This is a genomic window from Dickeya chrysanthemi NCPPB 402, from assembly GCF_000406105.1.
Taxonomy (GTDB): Bacteria; Pseudomonadota; Gammaproteobacteria; order Enterobacterales; family Enterobacteriaceae; genus Dickeya; species Dickeya chrysanthemi.
On record NZ_CM001974.1, the window covers coordinates 2,559,442 to 2,582,226 of the forward strand.

Here is a 22,785-nt window from a genome sequence, read left to right on the forward strand (position 1 = left end):
CATCTCTGCGTTTGCCGCCGCCTTTATTGCGTAAAGAAAAAACCATCGCCGTCAAAAATCGTTTCAATATAATCCTGCGTCTGGTTTAAATATTTGCTATCACCGCAGTTATTCCTTTTTGCAGATACCTTTACGGATCAAAAGTGCGCCTATGTTCAAATCGTTTTTTCCTAACCCTAAACTGTTTTTCTCCTCCGCGTTGATCTGGTCGCTGGTGGCGGTGTTCCTCTGGTATGGCTGGGGGCGTCCGCTGGGCGATAGCCTGCTGCACACCAGTGAACCGTTGCCGCAAGGCGCGATACGCTTCCTGTCGCCCGCTTTTTTGTGGTTCTACGGCTACTATCTGCTGTGCGTGAGCCTCTTCGCCGGCGCCTGGGCATTACTCAACCCACACCCCTGGCAACGCTGGTCGATTCTCGGTACCTCGCTGATTATTTTTGTCACCTACTTCTCGGTCGAGGTCGGCGTGGCGGTCAACGACTGGTACGTCCCGTTTTACGATTTGATCCAGAAAGCGCTCGGCGCGCCTAATGCCACAACGATTCAGGCGTTTTACCAGCAGTTGCTGATTTTCCTCGGTATCGCGCTCACCGCGGTCACCGTCGGCGTGCTGAATATGTTTTTCGTCAGCCATTACGTTTTCCGCTGGCGTACCGCCATGAACGATTACTACACCTCGCACTGGCAAGCGTTGCGCCACATTGAGGGGGCGGCACAGCGTATTCAGGAAGATACCATGCGCTTTGCATCCACAGTGGAGAGCCTGGGGGTTGACCTGGTGAAATCGCTGATGACGTTGATCGCGTTTTTGCCGGTGCTGGTGAGCCTGTCGTCGCACGTCAAATCGCTGCCGCTGATCGGCGAAATTCCTTACGGTCTGGTGATTGCCGCTATCATCTGGTCGCTGGCGGGAACCGGTTTGCTGGCACTGGTCGGCATTAAGTTGCCGGGGCTGGAGTTCAACAACCAGCGGGTCGAGGCGGCTTACCGTAAAGAACTGGTCTACGGCGAGGATGCCGCCGACCGCGCCACGCCGCCGACGGTAAAACAGCTCTTCGGTAATGTGCGGAAAAACTATTTTCGCCTCTACTTTCACTACACCTACTTCAATATCGCCCGGGTGCTTTATCTGCAAACCGACAATGTGTTCGGCATCATCATGTTGTTGCCGTCGATTGTAGCCGGTAGCCTGACGCTCGGTTTGATGACTCAGATTACCAACGTGTTTGATCAGGTACGCGGCTCGTTCCAGTACCTGATCAACTCCTGGACCACCATCGTGGAGCTGATGTCGATTTATAAACGTTTACGCAGTTTCGAAGCGACCATTCAGGATGTGCCGTTCTCCCTTGACACGGTGGATACCGCCCCCGACGCCTGACAAATCCCGACGCTGCGCCGTCACCAGGCAGCGCAGCCTCGCATCATGATGAAACCCCGACAAAGCCATACTGGCTGAATATCTGCGCTCTACTTCTCTCCCTTTATTTATTTCTTCCTGAATAATTCGCCCCTGTGTACAGCATAATGCAATCAGGTTCGACCTCAAAAACGCTGATGTTTCGGTAAGGAACGGACAACGGAAATTATTTTGGGTATATACCCGTCATACTTCAAGTTGCAGGTGCGTTGGCTTTCCTCGCTCACCCCAGTCACTTACTTGAGTAAGCTCCCGGGGATGAAATGAGAGACATCCTGTCTCTCACCGGAGGCCAGCCTTTGGCTGGTCAAATTCGTTCCCAACGAATTTGTCACTCGGTTGCCGTCTTCCTGCAACTCGAATTATTTTGGGTATAGATATAAAATGAAAAAATATGATTTACTCAGACGAGTTAAAAATAATTTTTTGAAAGAGCGTTTAAAAAAGAACATTTTTACAGTTCACCCAACTAGTACACGAAATCATTTTTCGGATATTGGGAAGAATAAAAATAAAACAAGGAAGAATCTGGCATAAGAAACACAAACAACCTGTAATTTCATTATGTTACAAATCGTTTGCATTTTTAAAAAATGTGATAGTATTCACACGTTTTTTCCCTCCGTGAAAGAACCCCATCTCTGTATTTTTTAAAAAACATGGACGTTAACAGATGGTTACTCTCTGTTGACCTGCGTTGTCAACGTACTCAGCTCTGTAGGAAACCTTTATGAATACTATTCTGCATACCTATAACAATCTGAAGGTTGGTAGTAAATTGGCGATAGGGTTCGGACTGATTTTAATCATGTCCGCCTTTATCATGCTCTCGGGTGTTAATGGTTTTCGTAATGTTGACGCTTATGTCAATAAATCCATTATCAGCAACAACATTAATAATAATCTGAACGATGCCCGACGTGCCCGCCTTAATTTTCAGTATACTCACGACTACAACGCGATTAATACCGTCGGCGACCTGATGAAAAAAGTAGGTCAGTCGTTGAATCAGGCCGGTCAGCTCACCTGGAGTCCCGAGGCACAGAAATTACTGGATCAGCTCAATGACGCCTATAAAACTTATCTTCCCGGGCGTGACGCGTTGATCAAAGCCAGCCAGCAGCGCGATGCCGTGGCGCAAAAATTCAATCAGGATACCAGCGCCGGCGTCATTGCCACGTTGCGTACCCAGTTCGGCAACAGTTCGTTGACGCCGGAATTAACGCTGGAATTTGCCAGGCTGCTTGAACAACTGTCTGACATCCGTGACCTGACGCATCAGTTGCTGCTGCAACCCTCTGAACAAATCGAATCCACTCTGCGCAAAACCATTGGCAACGCTCAGGTCGTATTCAATCAAGCGCTGCCTAAATTCAGCGCGGAACAACAAGAGTGGTTGAATCAAAGCTGGCGTTTCTTTTCTGCCTATAACGGCTACCTTGCCGATTACATGGCTGCTTTCCGGGATGAAAATATTGCGACCAAAACCATGACCGGTGCGGCAACCATTCTGGATAACGCTTCCAATGATTTATACAACAGCCAGTTGGCGCTGGTCAGCACCACGACAGCCCACTCACAGTGGCAATTACTGATTACCGGTCTGGTGATCATCGCGATCGGGATACTGATGGCGTGGTGTATTACGTTGTTGATTACTCGCCCTCTGCACCAGAGCCTGTCGCTGGCGGAGCAAATTGCTCAGGGTGACCTGACCTCTTCCATCGAAGTCAACCGCCGCGATGAGCTGGGCCAGTTGATGGTGGCGATGAATCAGATGAACCATAAACTGCGTGAGACGATCGGCACCATTCGTGAGGGTGTCAGCAATGTAGCGCTAGCCGCATCGGAAATCGCCGCCGGCAACACCGATCTCTCCTCCCGCACCGAGCAGCAGTCAGCCGCGGTGGTGGAAACCGCCGCCAGCATGGAGCAGTTAACCTCCACGGTGAAACAGAACGCCGACAACGCCCATCACGCCTCGCAACTGGCTGCCGATGCCTCGGCTAACGCCACTCGCGGCGGTGAGATTGTCACCAATGTCGTCAGCACCATGAACGAGATCGCCGTCAGTTCCCGACGCATCTCTGAAATCACCTCCGTCATCAATGGCATCGCGTTCCAGACCAACATTCTGGCGCTGAACGCAGCGGTAGAAGCAGCACGCGCCGGTGAGCAGGGCCGCGGCTTTGCGGTGGTGGCAGGCGAAGTCCGTAATTTGGCCCAGCGCAGCGCCCAGGCCGCCAAAGAGATTGAAACGTTGATCGGTGAATCCGTCACCCGTGTGAACACCGGTTCTACACTGGTGGAAGATGCCGGTAAAACGATGGATGAAATCATCCGCTCTATCTCTCATGTGCATGACATCATGGATGAAATCGCCTCCGCTTCCGATGAACAGAGCCGCGGCATCAACCAGATTTCCACCGCCGTCACCGAAATGGACGCCACCACCCAGCAGAACGCCGCGCTGGTGGAAGAATCGTCTGCCGCCGCTAACTCGCTGGAAGAACAGGCACAAATGCTGGAACAAGCGGTATCGGTATTCCGTCTGGGTAATGACAACGTAGCGCCGCAGGTAAAACCACGCGCCGCCATCGGCACGAAAAAGCCGTTGATGCTGAATAAATCTACGCTCAGGGTATCTTCTGCCGCCGCGAAAAAAGCGCCGACCGGCAATACCAAAAATGCCAGGGATGACTGGGAGTCGTTCTAAAGCAATATTGACTGACAGGTTCGCTACCCTGCCAACTCGATATCATCTGATAGAGGCTGTCGACAGACAGTCGGGTTGTCTTGTGAACGGTAGCGTCTGCCTGTTCAGTGAAGGGTTTCGTGCGGGATAAACGGTGTGGTTACGCTGCTATTTCATCGCACGCACGACAAGGAGAGGTGCAAGCGCCACCTCTCCTTGTCCACTGGCTGGTGGCTAAACTATGAACCCTTATTGAACAGCGCTACGCGCTACCTTCGCGTCAGTATCAACGCCCGCCGCGTAGTTTTTCTGAACGGCGACGCAACACTTCCATCACAATCAACAACACCAGCGCGGCAGCCACCATCATGGTCGCCGCAGCGGCGATGGTCGGATCGAGGTTTTCGCGGATCCCGGCGAACATCTGTAGCGGCAGCGTGCGCTGGCGCGGGCTGGCGAGAAACAACGTGACAATCACCTCGTCAAACGAGGTGGCGAAGGCAAACAACGCGCCGGAGAATACGCCGGGGGCAATCAACGGTAGCGTCACCCGACGGAATGCCAGCATCGGCGGCGCCCCCAGACTGGCGGCGGCGCGGGTCAGGTTCTGATCGTAGTTTTTCAGTACGGCGGTGACGGTGATCACCACAAACGGTACCCCCAACACCGCATGTGCCAGTACCAGCCCGATATAGCTGTTTAGCAACGACAGTTTGGCGAAAAAGAAGAACATCCCGACCGCGACAATCACCACCGGCGCGATCATCGGCGAAATCAGCACCGCCATTACCAGCGATTTGCCGCGAAACTCACCGCGCACCAGCCCGACGGAAGCCAGCACGCCCAGTACGGTCGCCAGTACCGTCGCCAGCGGTGCAATCAGCAAGCTATTGCCGAGTGCACTCAGCCACTCGCTGGAATGGAAAAACTCCCGATACCAGCGCAGGGAAAAACCGGCCAGCGGGTAGCTGAGAAATGACCCGGCATTGAACGACAACGGCACAATCACCAACACCGGCACTATCAGAAACAGCAACATCGCCGCGCCATAAAAATTGAAGAAGCCATTCCACACCCGCAGCAGTTGCGATCCCTGCTGTCTCATTTCCTTCATCGGTTTCATCATTTGCTCCTTCCGTCAACGCGCCGCTGCTTCGGCGTCGGTGCGGGTGACACGGATATACACCACATACAGCAGGACGACGATCACCAGCAATTGAGTACCCAGCGCCGCTGCCATCCCCCAGTTCATGGTGGTGTTGGTAAAGAACGCCACAAAATAACTGAGCATCTGGTCGCCCGGCCCGCCCAACAACGCCGGCGTAATGTAGTAGCCAATCGCCATCATGAACACTAGCAACGCGCCGGCGGTCACCCCGGCGTAGGTTTGCGGCACATACACCCGCCAGAACGCCAGAAACGGATGCGCGCCCAGCGAAATCGCCGCCCGCACATAGTTAGGCGAAATACCTTTCATCACCGCGTACAGCGGCAGCACAAAGAACGGCAGCAGGATGTGCGTCATGGAGATGTAGACGCCGATACGGTTAAACACCAGCACCAGCGGCTCATCAATGATGCCCATTCCTATCAGCGAGCGGTTGATCAACCCGCCGGATTGCAACAACACGATCCAACTGGCGGTACGCACAATCAACGATGTCCAGAACGGCAACAACACCAGAATCATCAACAAATTGGCGCGATTATCCGGCTGTTTCGCCAGCCAGTAAGCCAGCGGATAGCCCAATCCCACGCACAGTAACGTCACCACCCCCGCCATCAGCAATGTGCGTATTAATACATCGACATACAGCGCCTGGTCCGCCGGTTGCGCCACCACCTGGTCGGTTTGTGGGTCGACCTTGTGGTCAAACACCGCCAGCAGGTAATAGCCGGTAAACGGCCGTGATGCACGATCGAGGGTTTTCCAGGTCGTCAGATCCCCCCACAGCGGCTGCTCGGCGATCAGTTGTTCACGTAGCCCCGGCTGTTCATCTGACGGCAGTTTGCGCAGTGTGCGGGTGATCAACGTGCGGTATTGACCCTCCTCATACCCCAGCCGTTTGGTAATCGCGGCGACCTGCCCGGTATTGCGGGCATTACGCAAATCGCTCACCAGCGCCCGAAACACCGTCTCATCAGGCACATCTTTACCGGACCATTGCCGCATCGCCTCAATCGTATTCGGCATGCTGACGCGCAAGTCCGGGTTGGACACGCTTTTGCCCAGAATCGACAGTATCGGGAACAGAAAACTGACCAGAATGAACAGGAATAACGGGGCTATCAGCAACAGCGACCGTTTCTTATAGCGGGCCTGCGCCTGCCGCAACTGCTGTTTCAGACTGTTGCGGTTTTCCTCGTCGCCACTCGGCGGTTCAGCCTTCAACATCTCGCTCTGGGACATAAGCGCTCTCTCCTTGTGATCAATACCGGTTCAGGATTACTTCTGGGCGGCCCAGGCGTTGAAGCGCTGTTCCAGTTCCTCGCCGTGGTCGATCCAGAACTCGGTATCCACCTGTACGGACTGGGCCAGGTTATCCGGCGCGGTCGGCAGGTTATTGCTGATAGCCGGGCTCAGTAACGCGGTGGTTTTGCTGTTGGTCGGGCCATAAGCGATGTTCTCGGCGAACACTTTCTGATTTTCCGGCTGGTTGGCGAACGCGATGAACTGCTCAGCCGCCGCTTTATGTTTAGTCCCTTTGACAATGGCCCAGCTATCCAGATCGTACAGGCCGTCTTTCCAGACGATATTGATGCCCGGTTTCTCTTTCTGCGCCACCGCCACACGGCCGTTGTAGGCGGAGGTCATCACCACATCGCCCGCCACCAGCCACTGCAACGGCTGCGCGCCGGATTCCCACCACTGAATGTTGGATTTGATCTGATCGAGCTTCTTGAACGCCCGATCGACGCCAGCCGGGGTCGCCAATACGTTGTAAACCTCTTCACGTTTCACGCCGTCCGCCAGCAAGGCGATTTCCAGCGTAAATTTGGCGCTCTTGCGCAACGCACGTTTGCCGGGGAAATTTTTCACGTCCCAGAAGTCGGCCCAGCTTTTGGGCGCCTGTTGCAGTTTGTTGGCGTTGTAGGTCAATACGGTGGACCAGACGAAAATCCCGGCGCCGCATTCAGAGACGGACCCTTTGACGAAATCAGCCGGATTGCCCAGCTTTTGCCAGTCCAGCGGTTCAAACAGCCCTTCGTTACAGCCGCGCAGCAGTTCCGGGCCTTCCACTTCCACTACGTCCCAACCGACTTGCCCGGTCTGCACCATGGCGCGGATACGAGCCATTTCACCATTGTATTCGCCAGCTTCGATAACGCCTTTACCCGCCGCCTGGAACGGCTTGTAAAACGCTTTATCCTGCGCGTCCTTATTCGTACCGCCAAAGGAAATCACGGTCAGGTTTTCAGCCCAGCTTTGGGAAGCCATGGCAACGAGCAGCGCGGATAATGCAAATTTTTTCAACATGGTCTGGCTCCTGAAGAGAGTAGTCAACGTATGCCCGCAAGGGCAAAAACCCTTAAATTTTTTTGATGCATAGGCATCATGATATAAAGCAGTTTTCATGCCAGTTTCTCTCGTCCGGATCGAAAACCGCCAGATGGCGCCGTGGAGCAACCGCACTGTGCAATATGCACAATGCTGATACTCTTTTTGTCATCGAATGACGGGTGTTTTACTACGACAATCGGCGTTTGATTCGCCTTGTTGTGGTGCAGCCCGCGAAGGAGACTGCACCATATTGGCTCGAAGGTATCTGGCAATGAGCATCCCTGCTCATTGCGTCAGGCGGAAGGGGTGAGATCCACGCAGAGATATTTCATCTCCAGATATTCCTCAATGCCAAAGCGTGAGCCTTCGCGTCCCAGTCCTGACTGTTTTACCCCGCCGAAGGGGGCCACTTCGTTGGAAATAAGGCCGGTATTGATCCCCACCATGCCGTATTCCAATGCTTCCGGCACCCGCCACTGGCGGATAGCGTCTCGGGTATAGACATAAGCCGCCAGGCCGAACTCGGTATCGTTGGCCATCGCCACCGCTTGCGCTTCATCATCAAACGGGAACAACGGCGCCACCGGGCCGAATGTCTCTTCGCGGGCAAACCGCATCTCACGCGTTACGCCGCCTACCACCGTCGGCGTGAAGAACGTGCCGCCGAGTGCATGGCGCGAACCGCCGGTCAGCAATTCCGCCCCTTTCGACAGTGCATCGCCAATATGCAGTTCGACTTTGGCAACCGCCTCTTCGTCGATCAGCGGGCCTTGCATCACGCCGGGTTGCGTGCCATCGCCCACTTTCAGCTTTTCCACCTCTTCCACCAGCCGGGCCGCCAGCGCCGGGTAGATACCGCGCTGAACGTAAATACGGTTGGCACAGACGCAGGTTTGCCCGCTGTTGCGGAACTTGGACGCCAAAATCCCCTTGATCGCCAGGTCCAGATCGGCATCGTCGAACACGATAAACGGCGCGTTCCCCCCCAGCTCCAGCGACAGTTTTTTCACCGTCGGCGCACATTGCGCCATCAGAATGCGGCCGACTTCGGTAGAACCGGTAAAGCTCAGTTTGCGTACCACCGGGCTGTCGCACAGCACTTTCCCGACCGCCGGCGCTTCGCCGGTCACCACCTGCAACACACCGGCGGGAATGCCGGCCTGTTGCGCCAGTTCCGCCAGCGCCAGTGCAGTAAACGGCGTCTGTTCGGCGGGCTTGACGATCATAGTGCAGCCGGCCGCCAGCGCCGGTGCCGCTTTGCGGGTAATCATCGCCGCCGGGAAGTTCCACGGCGTGATGGCGGCGCACACGCCGATGCCCTGTTTGATCACCAGCAAACGCTGGCTGGCCTGCGGTGATTGCAGCACGCTGCCTTCCACCCGCTTAGCCTCTTCGGCAAACCAGTCGATAAACGACGTGGCGTAGCTGATTTCACCGCTGGCTTCCGCCAGCGATTTGCCTTGCTCGGCGGTCAGAATCGCCGCCAGGTCGTCCTGATTGGCGCGAATCAGTTGCGCCCACGCCTGCATCAGCGCGGCACGCTCTTTACCGGTGCGCTGACGCCACGCCGTCAGCGCCTGCTCGGCCTCAGCAATCGCCTGCTGAGTCTGCTGCGCCGTCACCAGCGGAATGCTGCCCAGCTCAGCGCCGGTCGCCGGGTTGGTCACGCTCAGACGCGCCCCGTTGCGGCTATCCTGCCATTCACCGCCAATCAGACATTGCTGGCGAAATAACGTTTTATTTTTCAGTTGCATAACTACCCTTTTACTCACGCTTCACTTCGCCAGAACCTGGGCCAGGATCGACAATGCCTTGCTGAACTGGGCATCCGGAATGGTCAGCGGATACAGAAAACGAATCACGTTGCCATACGTACCGCACGTCAACAGCAGCAGCCCTTGTTCCAGCGCCGCCTGCTGGTATTTTTTGGTGATATCCGTACTCGGTTTGCCGGTCTGCGGGTCATTGAATTCCACCGCCACCATCGAGCCGCGGGCACGGATATCCACGATCGCCGGATTCGTGGCCTTCGCCTGCTCCAGCGTTTCCACCAGTGTAGCGCCAAGACGCTGGGCGCGCAGGCACAGTTGCTCTTCTTCGATCACATCCAGCACCGCCAGCGCCGACGCCACCGCCAGCGGGTTACCGGCGTAGGTGCCGCCCAGTCCGCCGGGGCCTGGCGCATCCATCACCTCGGCGCGGCCGACCACGCCGGAAATCGGGAAACCGCCGCCCAGGCTTTTCGCCATGGTGATAAGATCCGCTTTATCGTCGTAATACTCCATCGCAAACACTTTACCGGTACGGGCAAAACCGGTTTGCACTTCATCGGCGATCAACAACATGCCGTATTTGTCACACAACTGGCGTACTCCGCTGATAAATTCCGGCGGCGCAACGTTAAAACCGCCCTCGCCCTGCACCGGCTCCAGCAGAATGGCCGCGACCTGATCGGCAGCGATATCGGTATGCAGCAGGCGCTCAATGCTTTCCAGCGACTGCTCGACGGTGATGCCGTGCTGGGCATTCGGGTACAAGGCATGGAAAATGGAGCCGGGGAACGGGCCGAAACCGTTGGAATACGGTGCCACTTTACCGGTCAGCGTCAGCGTTAACAGCGTGCGGCCGTGGAACGCGGAACCAAAGGCGATCACGCCTGGGCGTTTGGTATAGGCACGGGCGATTTTTACCGCATTTTCAACCGCTTCCGCCCCGGTGGTGAAGAAAGCCGTCTTAGCCGGACCGGCGATTGGCGCCAGCGCATTCAGGCGCTCCGCCAGCGTCACATAACTGCCGTACGGGACGATTTGATACGCCGTGTGAGTGAATTTCTCCAGTTGTGCACGCACCGCCGCCAGCAATTTCGGGTGACGGTGGCCGGTATTCAGCACCGCAATCCCGGCGGCAAAATCGGTATACTCGCGCCCTTCGACATCCCACAGGGTGGCGTTCTCCGCCTTATCGGCAAAAAAATCACACATGACGCCCACACCACGCGGCGTGGCGGCCAAACGACGTTGATTCAATTCGCTGTTACTCATTTTCCGCTCCGATTCGATAAACACACCACCCAACAAGGGTTGACGATTAACGTGCTGATGTTGCTATTTATCCCCTGTATGGCCCTATAATCCAGAGCCAGTTTTTAATATTTGAAGGATCCACTTTGCGCTCACTACTGACCGATTTACTGCTTGCCGGGTTGGAACGCCAGCAGGAAGGCACCCTCAACAAGCGGCTGTACGACACAATCCGCCTGGCTATTTTGTCCGGCGACATTGCGCCGGGACGGCGTTTGCCCTCCTCCCGCGATCTGGCGCAGCAGTTATCGCTGTCGCGCAATACCGTGATCGCCGCCTTCGAGCAATTGCTGGCGGAAGGTTATATCGAAACCCGTACCGGCAGCGGCAGTTACGTCACCGAACAGTTACCGGACACCCATCCGCCGGATGTGCGCGACGACACGCTGTCGCCGCTGCGTCCGACCGCGCAGGAGATTTCCCGGCGTGGTATGCACCTGCTGGGCTACGCCGGTGCATCGGCGCGTCAGTGGGGGGCGTTTATGCCCGGTATCCCCGATATCGCCAGCTTTCCACACGACTTATGGCGGCGGTTGCAAACCCGCTTGTCCCGCCGCCTGAAACCGGAACAGCTCTCCTACTCGCCGATCGGCGGTTGTCCGGAACTGCAACAGGCACTGGTGGATTACCTGCGGGTGGCACGCTCGGTGACCTGTACGCCGGAGCAGATACTGATTACCGAAGGGACCCACCAGGCGATGGATTTGCTGGCCAAAATGTTGTGCAACCCCGGCGATCTGGCATGGATTGAAGACCCCTGCTACTGGGGGATGCGCAACGTGCTGACCATCAACGGCCTGCGCGTCGCGCCGATATCGGTGGATGAACAAGGGATGGTGCCGCCGGACGATGTCTCTCCCCATTCGGTGCCGAGATTGATTTGCGTCACGCCGTCGCACCAGTATCCGCTGGGGGCGGTGATGAGTCTGGCGCGCCGCCAGCGGTTGTTGGCGCTGGCGCAGGAGCACAGCAGTTGGGTGATCGAAGACGATTACGACAGCGAGTTTCGCTTTTCCGGCAGCCCGATCCCGGCGTTACAGGGGCTACAGACTCAACCGCCGGTGATTTACATCGGCACCTTCAGCAAAACCCTCTACCCGGGTCTGCGCGTCAGTTATATGGTGCTGCCGCCGCATCTGGCGCGGGAGCTGAAAACGGCGCACGCCGAGCTATACCGGGGCGGTCATCTGCTGACGCAACTGACGCTGGGGCAATTCATCAGCGAAGGCCACTACGCCGCCCACATCCGGCGTATGCGCCTGCTGTACGCACGCCGCCGCGCCCTGCTGAGTGAATTGATTGTGCAACATCTGGGCGATGACTACCTCGGCTACAACAGTAACGCCGGCCTGCACCTGATACTACGGCTGCCCGATATGATCGATGACGTAGTACTGGCCGCGCGAATTCTGCAACACGGCGTGATGGTGAAAGCGCTGTCCAGCTACTACCTGCATCCCACGCATCAACGCGGGCTGCTGCTCGGTTACGCCAGCGTGGATGACGACGAAATGGTACAGGCATTTGAGGTGATTCTTCGCTGTTTACGCACGCAGGAAACACTACCTGGCTGACCAGCCCTTTTCTGTTCTCCCCCTCGCCAAAAACCGGTTAAACCGACGCGCTGTCGGTGCCGGTTTTGCCCTCCCTCGCCGCACATCATCAGTGCGTTTCTTTAACACAGCCTCACCATTTTGATGCGATGATGAAAAACCATGCCCCGCATCGTTCAGACATACTGTTCGCTGCACCGGTTTTCAGGCTGTGCAACATGCACTGTCATTTTCCCGATTAACGGCTGCACACTCGCTTGCAGAACAGTACAAAACCCACCGACCGGCCCCGTATTTTTCACATCAAAATAATAAGAATCTTTTCTCAATTAATTATCAGGCATGACTTATGCATACGTCATCAACAGCACCCAGCTACGACACGTGAGAGAAGGGAATAATGAAAACCTACGTCAGCTTCAAAAATATTCAAAAAACCTACGATGGCGACCGTCTGGTGGTTAAGAATTTGAATCTGGATATTCAGGAAGGCGAATTTTTGACCATGCTGGGTCCGTCCGGCTCCGGCAAAACCACCAGTTTGATGATGCTGGCCGGGTTTGAAACGCCGACGCAGGGTGAAATCCTGCTGCGTGATACCCCTTTGCATAACCTGCCGCCGCATCAACGCGGCATCGGCATGGTGTTTCAGAACTATGCGTTATTCCCGCATATGACGGTAGCGGAGAACCTGGCATTTCCACTGTCCATTCGCCGCATGAACCGCAGCGACATCAAAGAGAAAGTGGACAGAGTGCTTGACCGCGTCAAGCTGACCAATCTGGCCGACCGCTACCCGGCGCAAATGTCCGGTGGCCAGCAACAGCGTGTGGCGTTGGCCCGGGCGCTGGTCTTTGAACCACGTCTGGTGCTGATGGATGAACCGCTGGGCGCGCTGGACAAACAGCTACGCGAACATATGCAACTGGAAATCAAGGAACTGCACCGGGCATTGGAACTCACCGTGGTGTACGTCACCCACGATCAGAGCGAAGCCATGACCATGTCGGACCGGGTGGCCGTCTTCAACGACGGGATTATTCAGCAGATGGACAGCCCCAGCGACATCTATGAACGCCCACAGAACGCGTTCGTGGCGCAGTTCATCGGTGAAAACAATACGCTTCTCGGTATGCAGTCCGGCAGCGACGGCGAGTATTATCAGGCTCAGTTGGACGACGGCACCGAACTAAAGGCGCTGAAAGTACGCCCCAGTTCTCCGGGCAGAAAAATCCATCTGTGCATTCGCCCGGAGCGGGTAAAGGTTAACGCCGGCGTACTGCCGGACGGCGCCCAGCAGGTTCGTGCGCGTATTCAGCAATTTATCTATCTCGGCGATCACGTGCGCATAATGACCGAAGTAGCCGGTCAGCCGCAATTTATGGTGAAACTCCCGGCCAGCGACGTAAACCCAGGCTGGCAAATCGGCAGTGAAATCCAGTTATCGTGGCAACCGGAACACCTGCGCGCACTGGACGCCGTGGTGACACAGTAAATACGCGACCGACCCGCGGCGGTTTCTCGCCGTTAATGCGGGTAATTTCGTTAATTCGGGCAGATAGTGATCTGCCCGAAACCATGCCAATATGGTAACGCCGTCGGCGGTTGCCGTCTCAGCCTGAACCGCCCTCACCGAATACCGACTTTCACACACGGAGCGTTTAGCCATGCCACATGTTGCCATCAAGTACTTTCCCCGCAATCTGTCGGAAAACGTCAAACAGGATTTAGCAAACGATATCAGCGAGTTACTCAAGAAGCACCTGAACGCGGAAGACAAGTCTATCTCGGTTGCCTTAACCGAGGTCACGCCAGAGCGCTGGAAAGAAGCGGTTTACGACATCGAGATCGGTCCGGAACTGGATAACCTCACCAAAAAACCGGGATATACGATGTAACGTCGGCACATGCGGCACGTTGTCGGTGTTCAACGGCGAGGCTTTGTGTTCACCGGGCGCTGTGCCGGAATAATCAGTGTTACCCCATCAAAAACAAGGCTCATGATGAGCCTTGTAATACAAATCCACCTGTCTGTAGTTAGCCGCTCCTGGCCGTATGGATTCTCATGGTGAATCTTGTGGGGCTGGGGCATCTGCAACCATTCCTGAGCTGACCGTACACCCGACATGAATATGGCTCATGTTGTAATGAAATTAAGTCTCTTTCACTTCCCCAGCAACTCTGGCATAAAATATGCTGAATTAACTTATTAGCAACATGAAGGCCACTAAATGATAAAATGAAATCATTTAAGATCAATGCATTAACCCGGCCTTCATATCAAGCATCAGGAAAAAAGAGCGCGATGACTAAAAATTTTACATTTACGATTAAGAGCAGTAGCTTCGACGAGAACTATAACCCCTCCGAAAATACGCGCATCACCACCAACTTTGCGAATTTGGCCAGGGGAACGAGCCGCCAGGAGAACTTACGCAACACATTAGTGATGATCGATAATCGCTTCAATACACTGGCGTATTGGGATAACCCTAAAGGTGACCGTTATTCTGTCGAACTTGAAATCATCTCTGTTGACCTGCATCTTGCCAATAACGACGGCACCTTCCCAGCCATTGAAATATTAAAAACCAATATCATTGATAAAAAAACCAACCAACGCATTGAAGGTATTGTAGGCAATAATTTTTCTTCTTACGTGCGAGATTATGATTTTAGTGTATTGCTGTTAGATCATAATAAGAACCAATCCGAATTTAGCATTCCAGATAATTTTGGCGATTTGCATGGCAATATATTTAAACATTTCGTCAATTCGAAAGAATACAAAGAGGTTTTTAATAAACCGCCGGTAATATGCTTAAGTGTTTCCAGTAAAGAAACCTATCATCGAACTGGAAACCAACATCCGGTATTGGGCATCGAATACCAGCCCAATGGTTCTTCTTTGACCGAAAAATATTTCGAAAAAATGGGGCTGCAGGTTCGCTACTTTATGCCGAAAAATAGCGTTGCGCCTTTGGCTTTTTATTTTTCTGGTGATTTACTGAGTGATTACACTGATCTTGAGCTTATCAGTACCATCAGCACGATGGAGACTTTCCAAAAAATTTACCGACCTGAGATTTACAATGCTAACTCTGCAGCAGGGCAATACTATCAACCCGACCTGAATCACCAGGATCATTCATTAACAAAAATTGTTTATGATCGGGAAGAGCGCAGCCAGTTGGCGATTAAGCAAGGGAAGTTTACTGAAGAGCACTTCATCAAGCCGTACAAACATATTCTTGAGCAATGGTCAGCCCATTACGCGCTTTGATTCACCAAAAATATAAGGTCACCTGCTATGAAAACATTGCTACCTACCTCGACTGCGGGCAGTTTACCCAAGCCCTCCTGGCTCGCAGAACCTGAGAAACTGTGGTCCCCCTGGAAATTACAAAACGAAGAATTAATCGAAGGGAAAAAAGACGCCCTGAGTTTGTCGCTGTTTGATCAACTGCGTGCAGGTATTGATATTGTCAGCGATGGCGAACAGACACGCCAACACTTTGTCACCACGTTTATTGAGCACCTTAGCGGCGTGGATTTTGAGAAACGTGAAGTCGTTAAAATTCGTAATCGCTATGACGCGAGCGTACCGACGGTTGTCGGTGCGGTGGCGCGTCAAAAACCCGTTTTTGTTGAAGATGCCAAATTCTTACGTCAACTCACCAGGCAACCCATTAAATGGGCCTTGCCGGGGCCGATGACGATGATCGATACGCTCTATGATAACCACTATAAAAGCCGCGAAAAGCTCGCCTGGGAATTTGCCAAAATACTCAATCAGGAAGCGAAAGAATTAGAGGCTGCGGGTGTCGATATTATCCAGTTTGATGAGCCGGCATTTAATGTTTTCTTTGATGAGGTGAATGACTGGGGTATTGCCGCGTTAGAACGAGCCATTGAAGGGCTGAAATGTGAAACGGCTGTACATATTTGCTATGGCTATGGCATCAAGGCCAATACCGATTGGAAAAAGACGCTGGGATCAGAGTGGCGGCAATATGAAGAAGCCTTTCCCAAACTGCAAACATCGGCTATCGATATCATCTCGCTGGAATGCCATAACTCGCGTGTTCCGATGGATCTGCTGGAACTGATTCGCGGTAAAAAAGTCATGGTAGGGGCCATTGATGTGGCAACCAATACCATTGAAACACCAGATGAAGTCGCCAATACGCTACGAAAAGCACTTCAGTTTGTCGATGCCGACAAGCTCTATCCTTCAACCAACTGCGGCATGGCCCCGTTATCTCGTCGGGTAGCCACAGGCAAGCTCAATGCGTTAAGTGCAGGCGCAGACATCGTCCGCAAAGAGCTTTCGGCTAAATAACGCTGCTATAGCCGTGAGTGAAAAGCCGCCGGCATAACTATTGCTGGCGGGATATTGCATCAAAGGAAGAACGCACAATCACTGGGAGTGATGAATAAAGTTCGCTTTATTCAGCAAAGCCTCGCACTGCTTGTGGGGTCTTTCCAGTCCAGGATTGGAATGCTCGGGCAAAGGAGTTGGAATCCTCAAAACCCAGTAGAAAAGAGATTTCCGCACTCGACATATTGGTGTTGCGTAAATAGTGAAGCGAGAGAGATTCACGCACATTATCCAGAATTTGCTGGAAAGACGTTCCCTCGTTTTGAAGCCTGCGCTGCAGTGTACGTGTGCTGACGGCAAGTTTTCGGCTCACTGCCTGTACTGAGACGTCCCCAGCCGGTAAGGTTTCCAGCAGAATACTGTGCACCCTTTCTGACATGCCAGCCATCTGATCTAAATCAGCCAATCTCTGACGCAAAGAGGGCTCAAAGAACAACCACATTTTGTGATTTTCCGTCAGGAACGGCCTCTCCATATCTTCAGTTAAAAATACCAACGTAGCCAGCGGGCTATTCTTGGCAGCTACGCCGAAAAAAGCCTCATAGGCGAGTGCATGATCACTTCTTGTCTCCGTTGCCAAAGGCCAAGCGACTCGCAATGGCTGCACGGGAGTACGTGTCGCCAAGCGTGCAAGTTGTACGAAAAAGACCAGTTTAAAGATAAGAAATACTTCAGGTGGCGGCCTGGTGTTATCCATAAAATCAATTGAGACTGTTGTGTGTATCCCAGAGCGGTCTATCTTGATTGTCATGGGTGCGATGAGCCTGACGTACGTTGCCATCCGCTCGAGAGCACAACGCATATTTGAGCTACAAAGTGCTGCAAAAAGCTCGGGATCAAACCAGTCAGACGACATCACTTTTGCTATCTGTAATGCGGCAGGGGTATCAGCATTGACAGATATTGACTCGGCTTCGATAGCAACCCAGAGCTTGAAAAAATTTTCCGGATCCAGGCGAACATTTTGGCGTGTGAAGAGATCCCCTGGAAGCTGCGCGCGACGCAGAACCGGTGAGGCTTCTATGCCTGCGTCCTGCATCAACAGGCGCCAACCCGGCCAGATTGAATAATCCTGCATGGTGCCGTTTCGGCGGTGTAATGTCTGTGCTTTTTCTGTAGTCATGCGTTAAGTCTATATCGCAGATTATGCCATCTCAATAGCAAAAGACGCCAACTAACCTGACGCTATGCTTGGCGCATTTTGCTATTAAATTGGCGTGTTTCGCTAGTGAAGGTGCGAGGCATTAGCGACACAATACCCTCCTAGATTCATTATTGAAAAAGTGCGGGGGTCGATTAAATGAAAAAAACAATTTTAATTACAGGTGCATCATCGGGTTTTGGCTTGATGCTTGCCAACAAGCTCCATAAAGAGGGGTTCAATGTTATTGGTACCAGTCGCCAGCCTGAGAAATATGCGAGTAAAGTACCCTTTAAACTGATACGTCTCGATATTGACGATGACCATTCCATTGAAGCATTCACACAAGAGTTGTTTGCTCATACCAGACAACTGGATGTACTCGTCAATAATGCAGGTTATATGGTAACAGGCATTGCTGAAGAAACACCGATTGACGTTGGACGCAAGCAATTCGAAACGAATTTCTGGGGCACGATTAAAGTCACAAATGCTCTGCTTCCCCATTTTCGCAAGCAGAAGAGCGGCCAGATCATCACCGTCAGTTCGATTGTCGGTTTAATTGGGCCACCGAATCTGTCTTATTACACGGCCTCAAAACACGCGGTTGAAGGTTATTTTAAGTCCCTGCGTTTTGAGCTGGACCAGTTTAATATCAACGTCAGCATGGTAGAGCCTGTATGGTTCAAAACGAATCTTGGCGATAACGCATTCTCACCGACAGGCTACACTATCGCGGACTATGACGCCTACCGCCGACAGGTACAAGCCGCCACGCAAAAAGGAATGGATGAGGCGGAAGCGCCAGATGCCGTTGTATCAACCATCGCGAAACTTATCCGAACCCCAAAACCGAAGTTCAGTAATCCCGTCGGCAAAATGACCGGAATGATTCTTTTCCTACAAAACTATATGCCGAAAATGTTTGAGGGCTCAATACTTAAAAGCGTCAAAACAGCGAAGTAAATACCGGACATAAATGAACAAGGCCGGCGCTGTTTTAAGACAACATATTATTTTAATTAAGGAGATAAAAATGACTGAGGTTAATTCAAATCATATTCCAGACCTGATTACAGGTCTGCCTCATGAGGCAGCTCAGGCAGGACTTAAAGAGTGGCATCGCATTGTTGCGGCGCTGGATTGGGAGAGTCTCCCTGAATTGCTTACCGAAGATGTTATTTTCCGCAATCCAGCGGCGATTGAATCCTATCATGGCAAGGAAACAATGATAGCCATTCTTGGGGCCGTTTTTAGTGTAATGAAAGATTTTACATACCTGCGGCACTTCGGCAGTCACACCGGATACGTCCTTGAGTTCAGTGCCCGAGTCGGCGATGACGTGATATTCGGTGTTGATCTGGTTGAATTTAATCAGGAAGGCAAAATCACCGATTTTATGGTCATGATGCGTCCTGCAAATGTGGTGCTGAATTTATCTGCCGAAGCAGGAAAGCGCCTTGCCGCTGCTCAGCATTCTGCCGAGTCATAAAGCCAACACACCTGCAATCTGCTGTGCGACGAATATAAAGGAGATGACATGAAAAACTATTTATGCAAATGGATCCCTCCACGTGCTGATTTTCTCGCAACCATGTCCGCTGAAGAGCGGGAGTGGATGGGGCAGCATGGCATTTTTTTAAATAAGCTGTTTGACCAGGGCATTATCGTCGCACATGGTCCTGTGATTGATGACGGCGATGGTTATGGCGTCTCGCTTTATCAAATCGCAGACAACCAAGATATTGCCTCATTCACCTCACAAGACCCGATCGTAAAAAATGGTGTGGGCCATTATGAGCACTACGTCATGCTTCATCTGGTCTCACGTCATTAATTTCTCAACGTTATAAATGGGTTACTATGAATATTAAAGGTTCTGTCGCACTGGTTACAGGTGCAAATAGAGGACTGGGCGCAGCTTTTGCGCGCGCATTACTCGCTGCCGGAGCAAGCAAAGTCTATGCTGCAGCACGCAACCCATTGACCGTTATGGAACCCGGTGTCGTACCAGTACGTCTGGATGTGACCAATCCTGATGAAATTGACGCCCTGACCCGGGAATTGGGCGACGTAAATATATTGGTCAACAATGCGGGGATCGGTGGCTCTGGATCTATTCTTGCTCCCTCATCCATCGATTTACTGCGCAGCCAATTCGAAACCAATGCAGTTGGCCCACTGCGTATGACGCAGGCATTTGCACCGATTCTGGCGGCTCACAATGGTAGCGCCATCATCAATGTGATCTCAGCACTAAGCTGGGCTACACTGCCCGGCATTACAGGGAGTTACAGTGCTTCGAAAGCCGCAGCCTGGGCCTTGAGCAATGCGGTGCGGCAGGAATTGAAAGCTCAGGGAACAGAAGTGTTATCGCTGCATGTCGCTTTCATGGACACCGATATGGCACGTGGCGTACCAGGAGACAAAGCATCACCTGATGACATTGCACGCATGACGATCGCGGCATTAGAAAACGGGCAATCCGAACTCTTAGCGGATGAGGTGACGAAAAGCGTGCATGCTGGGCTCACAACGAAACCACCGATGTATCTTGGCGTGCCTGAATAACAATGTATCAATCGCGCCGGTAATTTTATATTTTGCATACCTCGTATTGTAAGAAAACCGACGCATCTGTAACGTGAAATATGACGGGTATATGCGTGCTCAAATGACCGGTTCTGGTTAATTGATGTGAGTCCTCTACCGCTAACACCACCATCAGCAATAACGACACGCCAAATAATAGAGAATTAAATACAAGTCAGTAAAATATCCCTGATAAAAATAGCCCGCATTGTCATTACCAGTCCATCAAAAAAGCCCCCAGCCATCAGGCCAGGGGCTTTTAATATTATTCAAATCACCATCAGAACGCGGCGGCGAAAATCTCGACGATTTCCGCGTGAGTGGCTTTTCGGGGTGCTCAGACCGCTGGCATCTTTCAGCCCATTTTTCGCCACAAAAAAGCTATTTTTTCTGAGATACCCTTTATTTTTCCACCCGTTGTCTTAATTGTTCGGCGAGTTCCGATACCAGGCATTCTCCGGTTGCCGCCTTAATGGTGAGTTCTTCCAGCGAATTGTCGTTATCAACAATCAATATGCCATTGCGACGCAAAAATGTCATGGTAACCAAAAAAGCAGTGCGTTTATTGCCATCATTAAAAATATGACCACGAGCAATAGTTACCCAATACGTCGCCGCCAGCTCAAACAGTTCGGTCACACCTTCATAATAAAGACGGTTTTGTACTCGATAAATCAACGCCTCAGCCCGACCAGGATCAGCCATACCCACCACACCAGGCAACACCTGCAAAATACGATCATGAAAGTCAATGACGTCCTGCGCACTCACCCATTTCATCTGTCAGCGAGCGCTTTGATGGTGTGGCCGTGGCGCTGCATGATGAAATCAAATTCAGCGTCTAATCTGGCTTTCTGATAAGCCTCAAACTCTGCTTTGGGGATGAGTACAGCCGAAGTTCCATCCCGGCGCTTAATCTCTACCGGCTCACCGCCGGCCGCCGTATCAATGACCGTCGCAATGTTTTGCCGGGCTTCAGTGATGGTATACGTTTTCATAGCTCCCCCTCGAAATGTACATTTCAATTGTACATCTGATTAGTAAAATAGACCACCCGCTATGCCGCGTTAATGCGACGTTATAAAAAAAGCCCCCAGCCATCAGGCCAGGGGCTTTTAATATTATTCAAGTCACCATCAGAACGCGGCGGCAAAAATTCCGACGATTTCCGCGTGAGTGGCTTTTTTCGGGTTAGTCAAACCGCAGGCATCCTTCAGCGCGTTATCGGCCAGAATATCGAAGTCTTCTTCTTTCACGCCCAGGTCTTTCAGGCCTGTCGGAATCCCGACATCGCTCGCCAGTTGGCTGATGGCAACAATCGCCGCTTCGGCCCCCTGTTTATCATCCATCCCGCTGACATCAACACCGAGTGCCAGCGCCACGTCTTTCAAGCGGGCGGCGGCCACACTGGCGTTATAACGCTCTACATGCGGCAGCAGCACGGCGTTGCATACCCCGTGCGGCAGATTGTAGAAACCGCCCAACTGATGCGCCATCGCATGGACATAACCCAGCGAGGCGTTATTAAACGCCATGCCTGCCATGAACTGGGCATACGCCATCTGTTCACGCGCCACCATGTTTTTACCGTCTTTCACCGCATCGCGCAGATGGTCGCGAATCAATTCAATCGCTTTAATCGCCACGGCATCGGTAATCGGGTTAGCTGCCGTCGAGACATACGCTTCAATCGCGTGGGTCAGCGCATCCATACCGGTGGCGGCCGTCAGCGACGCCGGCATACCGACCATCAGCACCGGATCATTGACGGACATCACCGGCGTCACGTTCTTATCAACGATCGCCATCTTCACGTGACGCACTTCATCGGTAATGATGCAGAAACGGGTCATTTCAGACGCGGTGCCTGCCGTGGTGTTGATACCGATCAGCGGCAGTTGCGGCTTGGCGGACACATCCACACCTTCATAGTCGGCGATTTCGCCGCCATTGGCCGCCAGCAGGGCAATCCCCTTGGCGCAGTCATGGGAGGAGCCGCCACCCAGCGAGACGACGCAATCGCTGTTGTTCGCTTTGAGAATTTTCAGACCGGCATCCACGTTGGCAACGGTCGGGTTAGGCTGCACGCCATCATAAATGGCGCTATCGACCTGATATTTTTTCAGCAATTGCTGCACGGAAGCCGCAACACCGATTTTATTCAGCACGCCATCCGTGACGATTAAGGCGTGTTTGAAACCCTGCAACTGAATCTGCCTTGCCGCTTCCTCTAATGCACCTTCGCCCATCAGATTTAAGGCGGGAATGTAAAATGCGCTGCTCATAGATCACCATCCATTTATCACAGAGTTTTAACCTGTCGCCATCCTAGCACCGGCATTTTCCGGTAAAATTGACCAGGAACAAATTTTCACCACTCTTCTTCACTAAACGGCTAAATCGTTTTTTCATTTTGACACA

The 22,785-nt window shown here is 52.7% G+C and carries 20 protein-coding genes; 11 read left to right on the forward strand and 9 right to left on the reverse strand.

Going from position 1 to position 22,785, the window contains the following annotated elements; translation table 11 throughout:
* Window positions 1–151 precede the first annotated feature (151 nt).
* Window positions 152–1,381, forward strand: coding sequence for a peptide antibiotic transporter SbmA (sbmA, locus tag DCH402_RS11480; RefSeq protein ID WP_040001200.1), 1,230 nt, complete (start codon window positions 152–154; stop codon window positions 1,379–1,381).
* Window positions 1,382–2,150: 769 nt separating this feature from the next.
* Entirely contained in the window at window positions 2,151–4,136 is a 1,986-nt protein-coding gene (locus tag DCH402_RS11485; RefSeq protein ID WP_040001201.1) for a methyl-accepting chemotaxis protein, read from the forward strand.
* Between the two features lie 265 nt (window positions 4,137–4,401).
* Here the strand turns inward: DCH402_RS11485 and DCH402_RS11490 are convergent, their stop codons facing one another.
* The 5 genes from DCH402_RS11490 to DCH402_RS11510 form a co-directional block, all read right to left on the reverse strand.
* A complete protein-coding gene (locus tag DCH402_RS11490) occupies window positions 4,402–5,220 on the reverse strand; it encodes an ABC transporter permease (RefSeq protein WP_040003550.1) in 819 nt (272 codons plus the stop codon).
* Between the two features lie 33 nt (window positions 5,221–5,253).
* Window positions 5,254–6,525, reverse strand: a complete 1,272-nt coding sequence (locus tag DCH402_RS11495; RefSeq protein ID WP_040001202.1) for an ABC transporter permease — start codon at window positions 6,523–6,525, stop codon at window positions 5,254–5,256.
* A gap of 36 nt (window positions 6,526–6,561) precedes the next feature.
* Window positions 6,562–7,593, reverse strand: a complete 1,032-nt coding sequence (locus DCH402_RS11500; RefSeq protein ID WP_012769589.1) for an ABC transporter substrate-binding protein — start codon at window positions 7,591–7,593, stop codon at window positions 6,562–6,564.
* A 317-nt stretch (window positions 7,594–7,910) separates the two neighbouring features.
* Window positions 7,911–9,371 carry an NAD-dependent succinate-semialdehyde dehydrogenase gene (locus DCH402_RS11505; RefSeq protein ID WP_040001203.1) on the reverse strand — a complete coding sequence of 487 codons (1,461 nt, stop codon included), beginning with the start codon at window positions 9,369–9,371 and terminating at the stop codon, window positions 7,911–7,913.
* 21 nt (window positions 9,372–9,392) lie between these two features.
* Window positions 9,393–10,658, reverse strand: a complete 1,266-nt coding sequence (locus tag DCH402_RS11510; protein WP_040001204.1) for a 4-aminobutyrate--2-oxoglutarate transaminase — start codon at window positions 10,656–10,658, stop codon at window positions 9,393–9,395.
* A 125-nt stretch (window positions 10,659–10,783) separates the two neighbouring features.
* Here DCH402_RS11510 and pdxR point away from each other — a divergent pair, with 125 nt between their 5' ends.
* From pdxR to DCH402_RS11535, 5 genes are all read left to right on the forward strand, one after another.
* On the forward strand, window positions 10,784–12,271 hold the full coding sequence (gene pdxR, locus DCH402_RS11515) for a MocR-like pyridoxine biosynthesis transcription factor PdxR (RefSeq protein ID WP_040001205.1): 1,488 nt from the start codon (window positions 10,784–10,786) through the stop codon (window positions 12,269–12,271).
* Between the two features lie 379 nt (window positions 12,272–12,650).
* Window positions 12,651–13,745, forward strand: coding sequence for an ABC transporter ATP-binding protein (locus tag DCH402_RS11520; RefSeq protein WP_040001206.1), 1,095 nt, complete (start codon window positions 12,651–12,653; stop codon window positions 13,743–13,745).
* Window positions 13,746–13,917: 172 nt separating this feature from the next.
* Complete coding sequence (gene pptA / locus DCH402_RS11525; protein WP_040001207.1) at window positions 13,918–14,148, forward strand: tautomerase PptA; 231 nt, start codon at window positions 13,918–13,920, stop codon at window positions 14,146–14,148.
* 407 nt (window positions 14,149–14,555) lie between these two features.
* On the forward strand, window positions 14,556–15,533 hold the full coding sequence (locus DCH402_RS11530; RefSeq protein ID WP_040001208.1) for a DUF1852 domain-containing protein: 978 nt from the start codon (window positions 14,556–14,558) through the stop codon (window positions 15,531–15,533).
* Between the two features lie 27 nt (window positions 15,534–15,560).
* Complete coding sequence (locus DCH402_RS11535; protein WP_040001209.1) at window positions 15,561–16,592, forward strand: methionine synthase; 1,032 nt, start codon at window positions 15,561–15,563, stop codon at window positions 16,590–16,592.
* Between the two features lie 106 nt (window positions 16,593–16,698).
* Here DCH402_RS11535 and DCH402_RS11540 read toward each other — a convergent pair whose 3' ends face one another.
* Complete coding sequence (locus tag DCH402_RS11540; protein ID WP_040001210.1) at window positions 16,699–17,754, reverse strand: helix-turn-helix domain-containing protein; 1,056 nt, start codon at window positions 17,752–17,754, stop codon at window positions 16,699–16,701.
* 177 nt (window positions 17,755–17,931) lie between these two features.
* Between DCH402_RS11540 and DCH402_RS11545 the strand changes: the two genes are divergently transcribed.
* Genes DCH402_RS11545 through DCH402_RS11560 form a run of 4 tightly spaced genes read left to right on the forward strand, consistent with a single transcriptional unit; the run spans window position 17,932 to window position 20,343 of the window.
* Window positions 17,932–18,738: an SDR family NAD(P)-dependent oxidoreductase gene (locus tag DCH402_RS11545; RefSeq protein ID WP_040001211.1), complete on the forward strand. Its 807-nt coding sequence runs from the start codon at window positions 17,932–17,934 to the stop codon at window positions 18,736–18,738.
* 13 nt (window positions 18,739–18,751) lie between these two features.
* A complete protein-coding gene (locus tag DCH402_RS11550; protein WP_233276277.1) occupies window positions 18,752–19,264 on the forward strand; it encodes a nuclear transport factor 2 family protein in 513 nt (170 codons plus the stop codon).
* A gap of 48 nt (window positions 19,265–19,312) precedes the next feature.
* Complete coding sequence (locus DCH402_RS11555) at window positions 19,313–19,609, forward strand: YciI family protein (RefSeq protein ID WP_040001212.1); 297 nt, start codon at window positions 19,313–19,315, stop codon at window positions 19,607–19,609.
* 26 nt (window positions 19,610–19,635) lie between these two features.
* The gene (locus DCH402_RS11560) at window positions 19,636–20,343 is read left to right on the forward strand and encodes an SDR family oxidoreductase (protein WP_040001213.1); all 708 of its coding nucleotides are present in this window, start codon (window positions 19,636–19,638) and stop codon (window positions 20,341–20,343) included.
* 423 nt (window positions 20,344–20,766) lie between these two features.
* Here DCH402_RS11560 and DCH402_RS11565 read toward each other — a convergent pair whose 3' ends face one another.
* The 3 genes from DCH402_RS11565 to yiaY all read right to left on the reverse strand — a co-directional run bounded on the left by DCH402_RS11565 (window position 20,767) and on the right by yiaY (window position 22,649).
* Window positions 20,767–21,144, reverse strand: coding sequence for a type II toxin-antitoxin system death-on-curing family toxin (locus DCH402_RS11565; RefSeq protein WP_040001214.1), 378 nt, complete (start codon window positions 21,142–21,144; stop codon window positions 20,767–20,769).
* Complete coding sequence (locus tag DCH402_RS11570) at window positions 21,141–21,362, reverse strand: type II toxin-antitoxin system Phd/YefM family antitoxin (RefSeq protein WP_040001215.1); 222 nt, start codon at window positions 21,360–21,362, stop codon at window positions 21,141–21,143. Before DCH402_RS11570 ends, DCH402_RS11565 begins: the two co-directional genes overlap by 4 nt.
* A gap of 138 nt (window positions 21,363–21,500) precedes the next feature.
* Window positions 21,501–22,649 (reverse strand): L-threonine dehydrogenase, encoded by a 1,149-nt coding sequence (yiaY, locus tag DCH402_RS11575; RefSeq protein ID WP_040001216.1) that lies wholly within the window; start codon window positions 22,647–22,649, stop codon window positions 21,501–21,503.
* Window positions 22,650–22,785 lie beyond the last annotated feature (136 nt).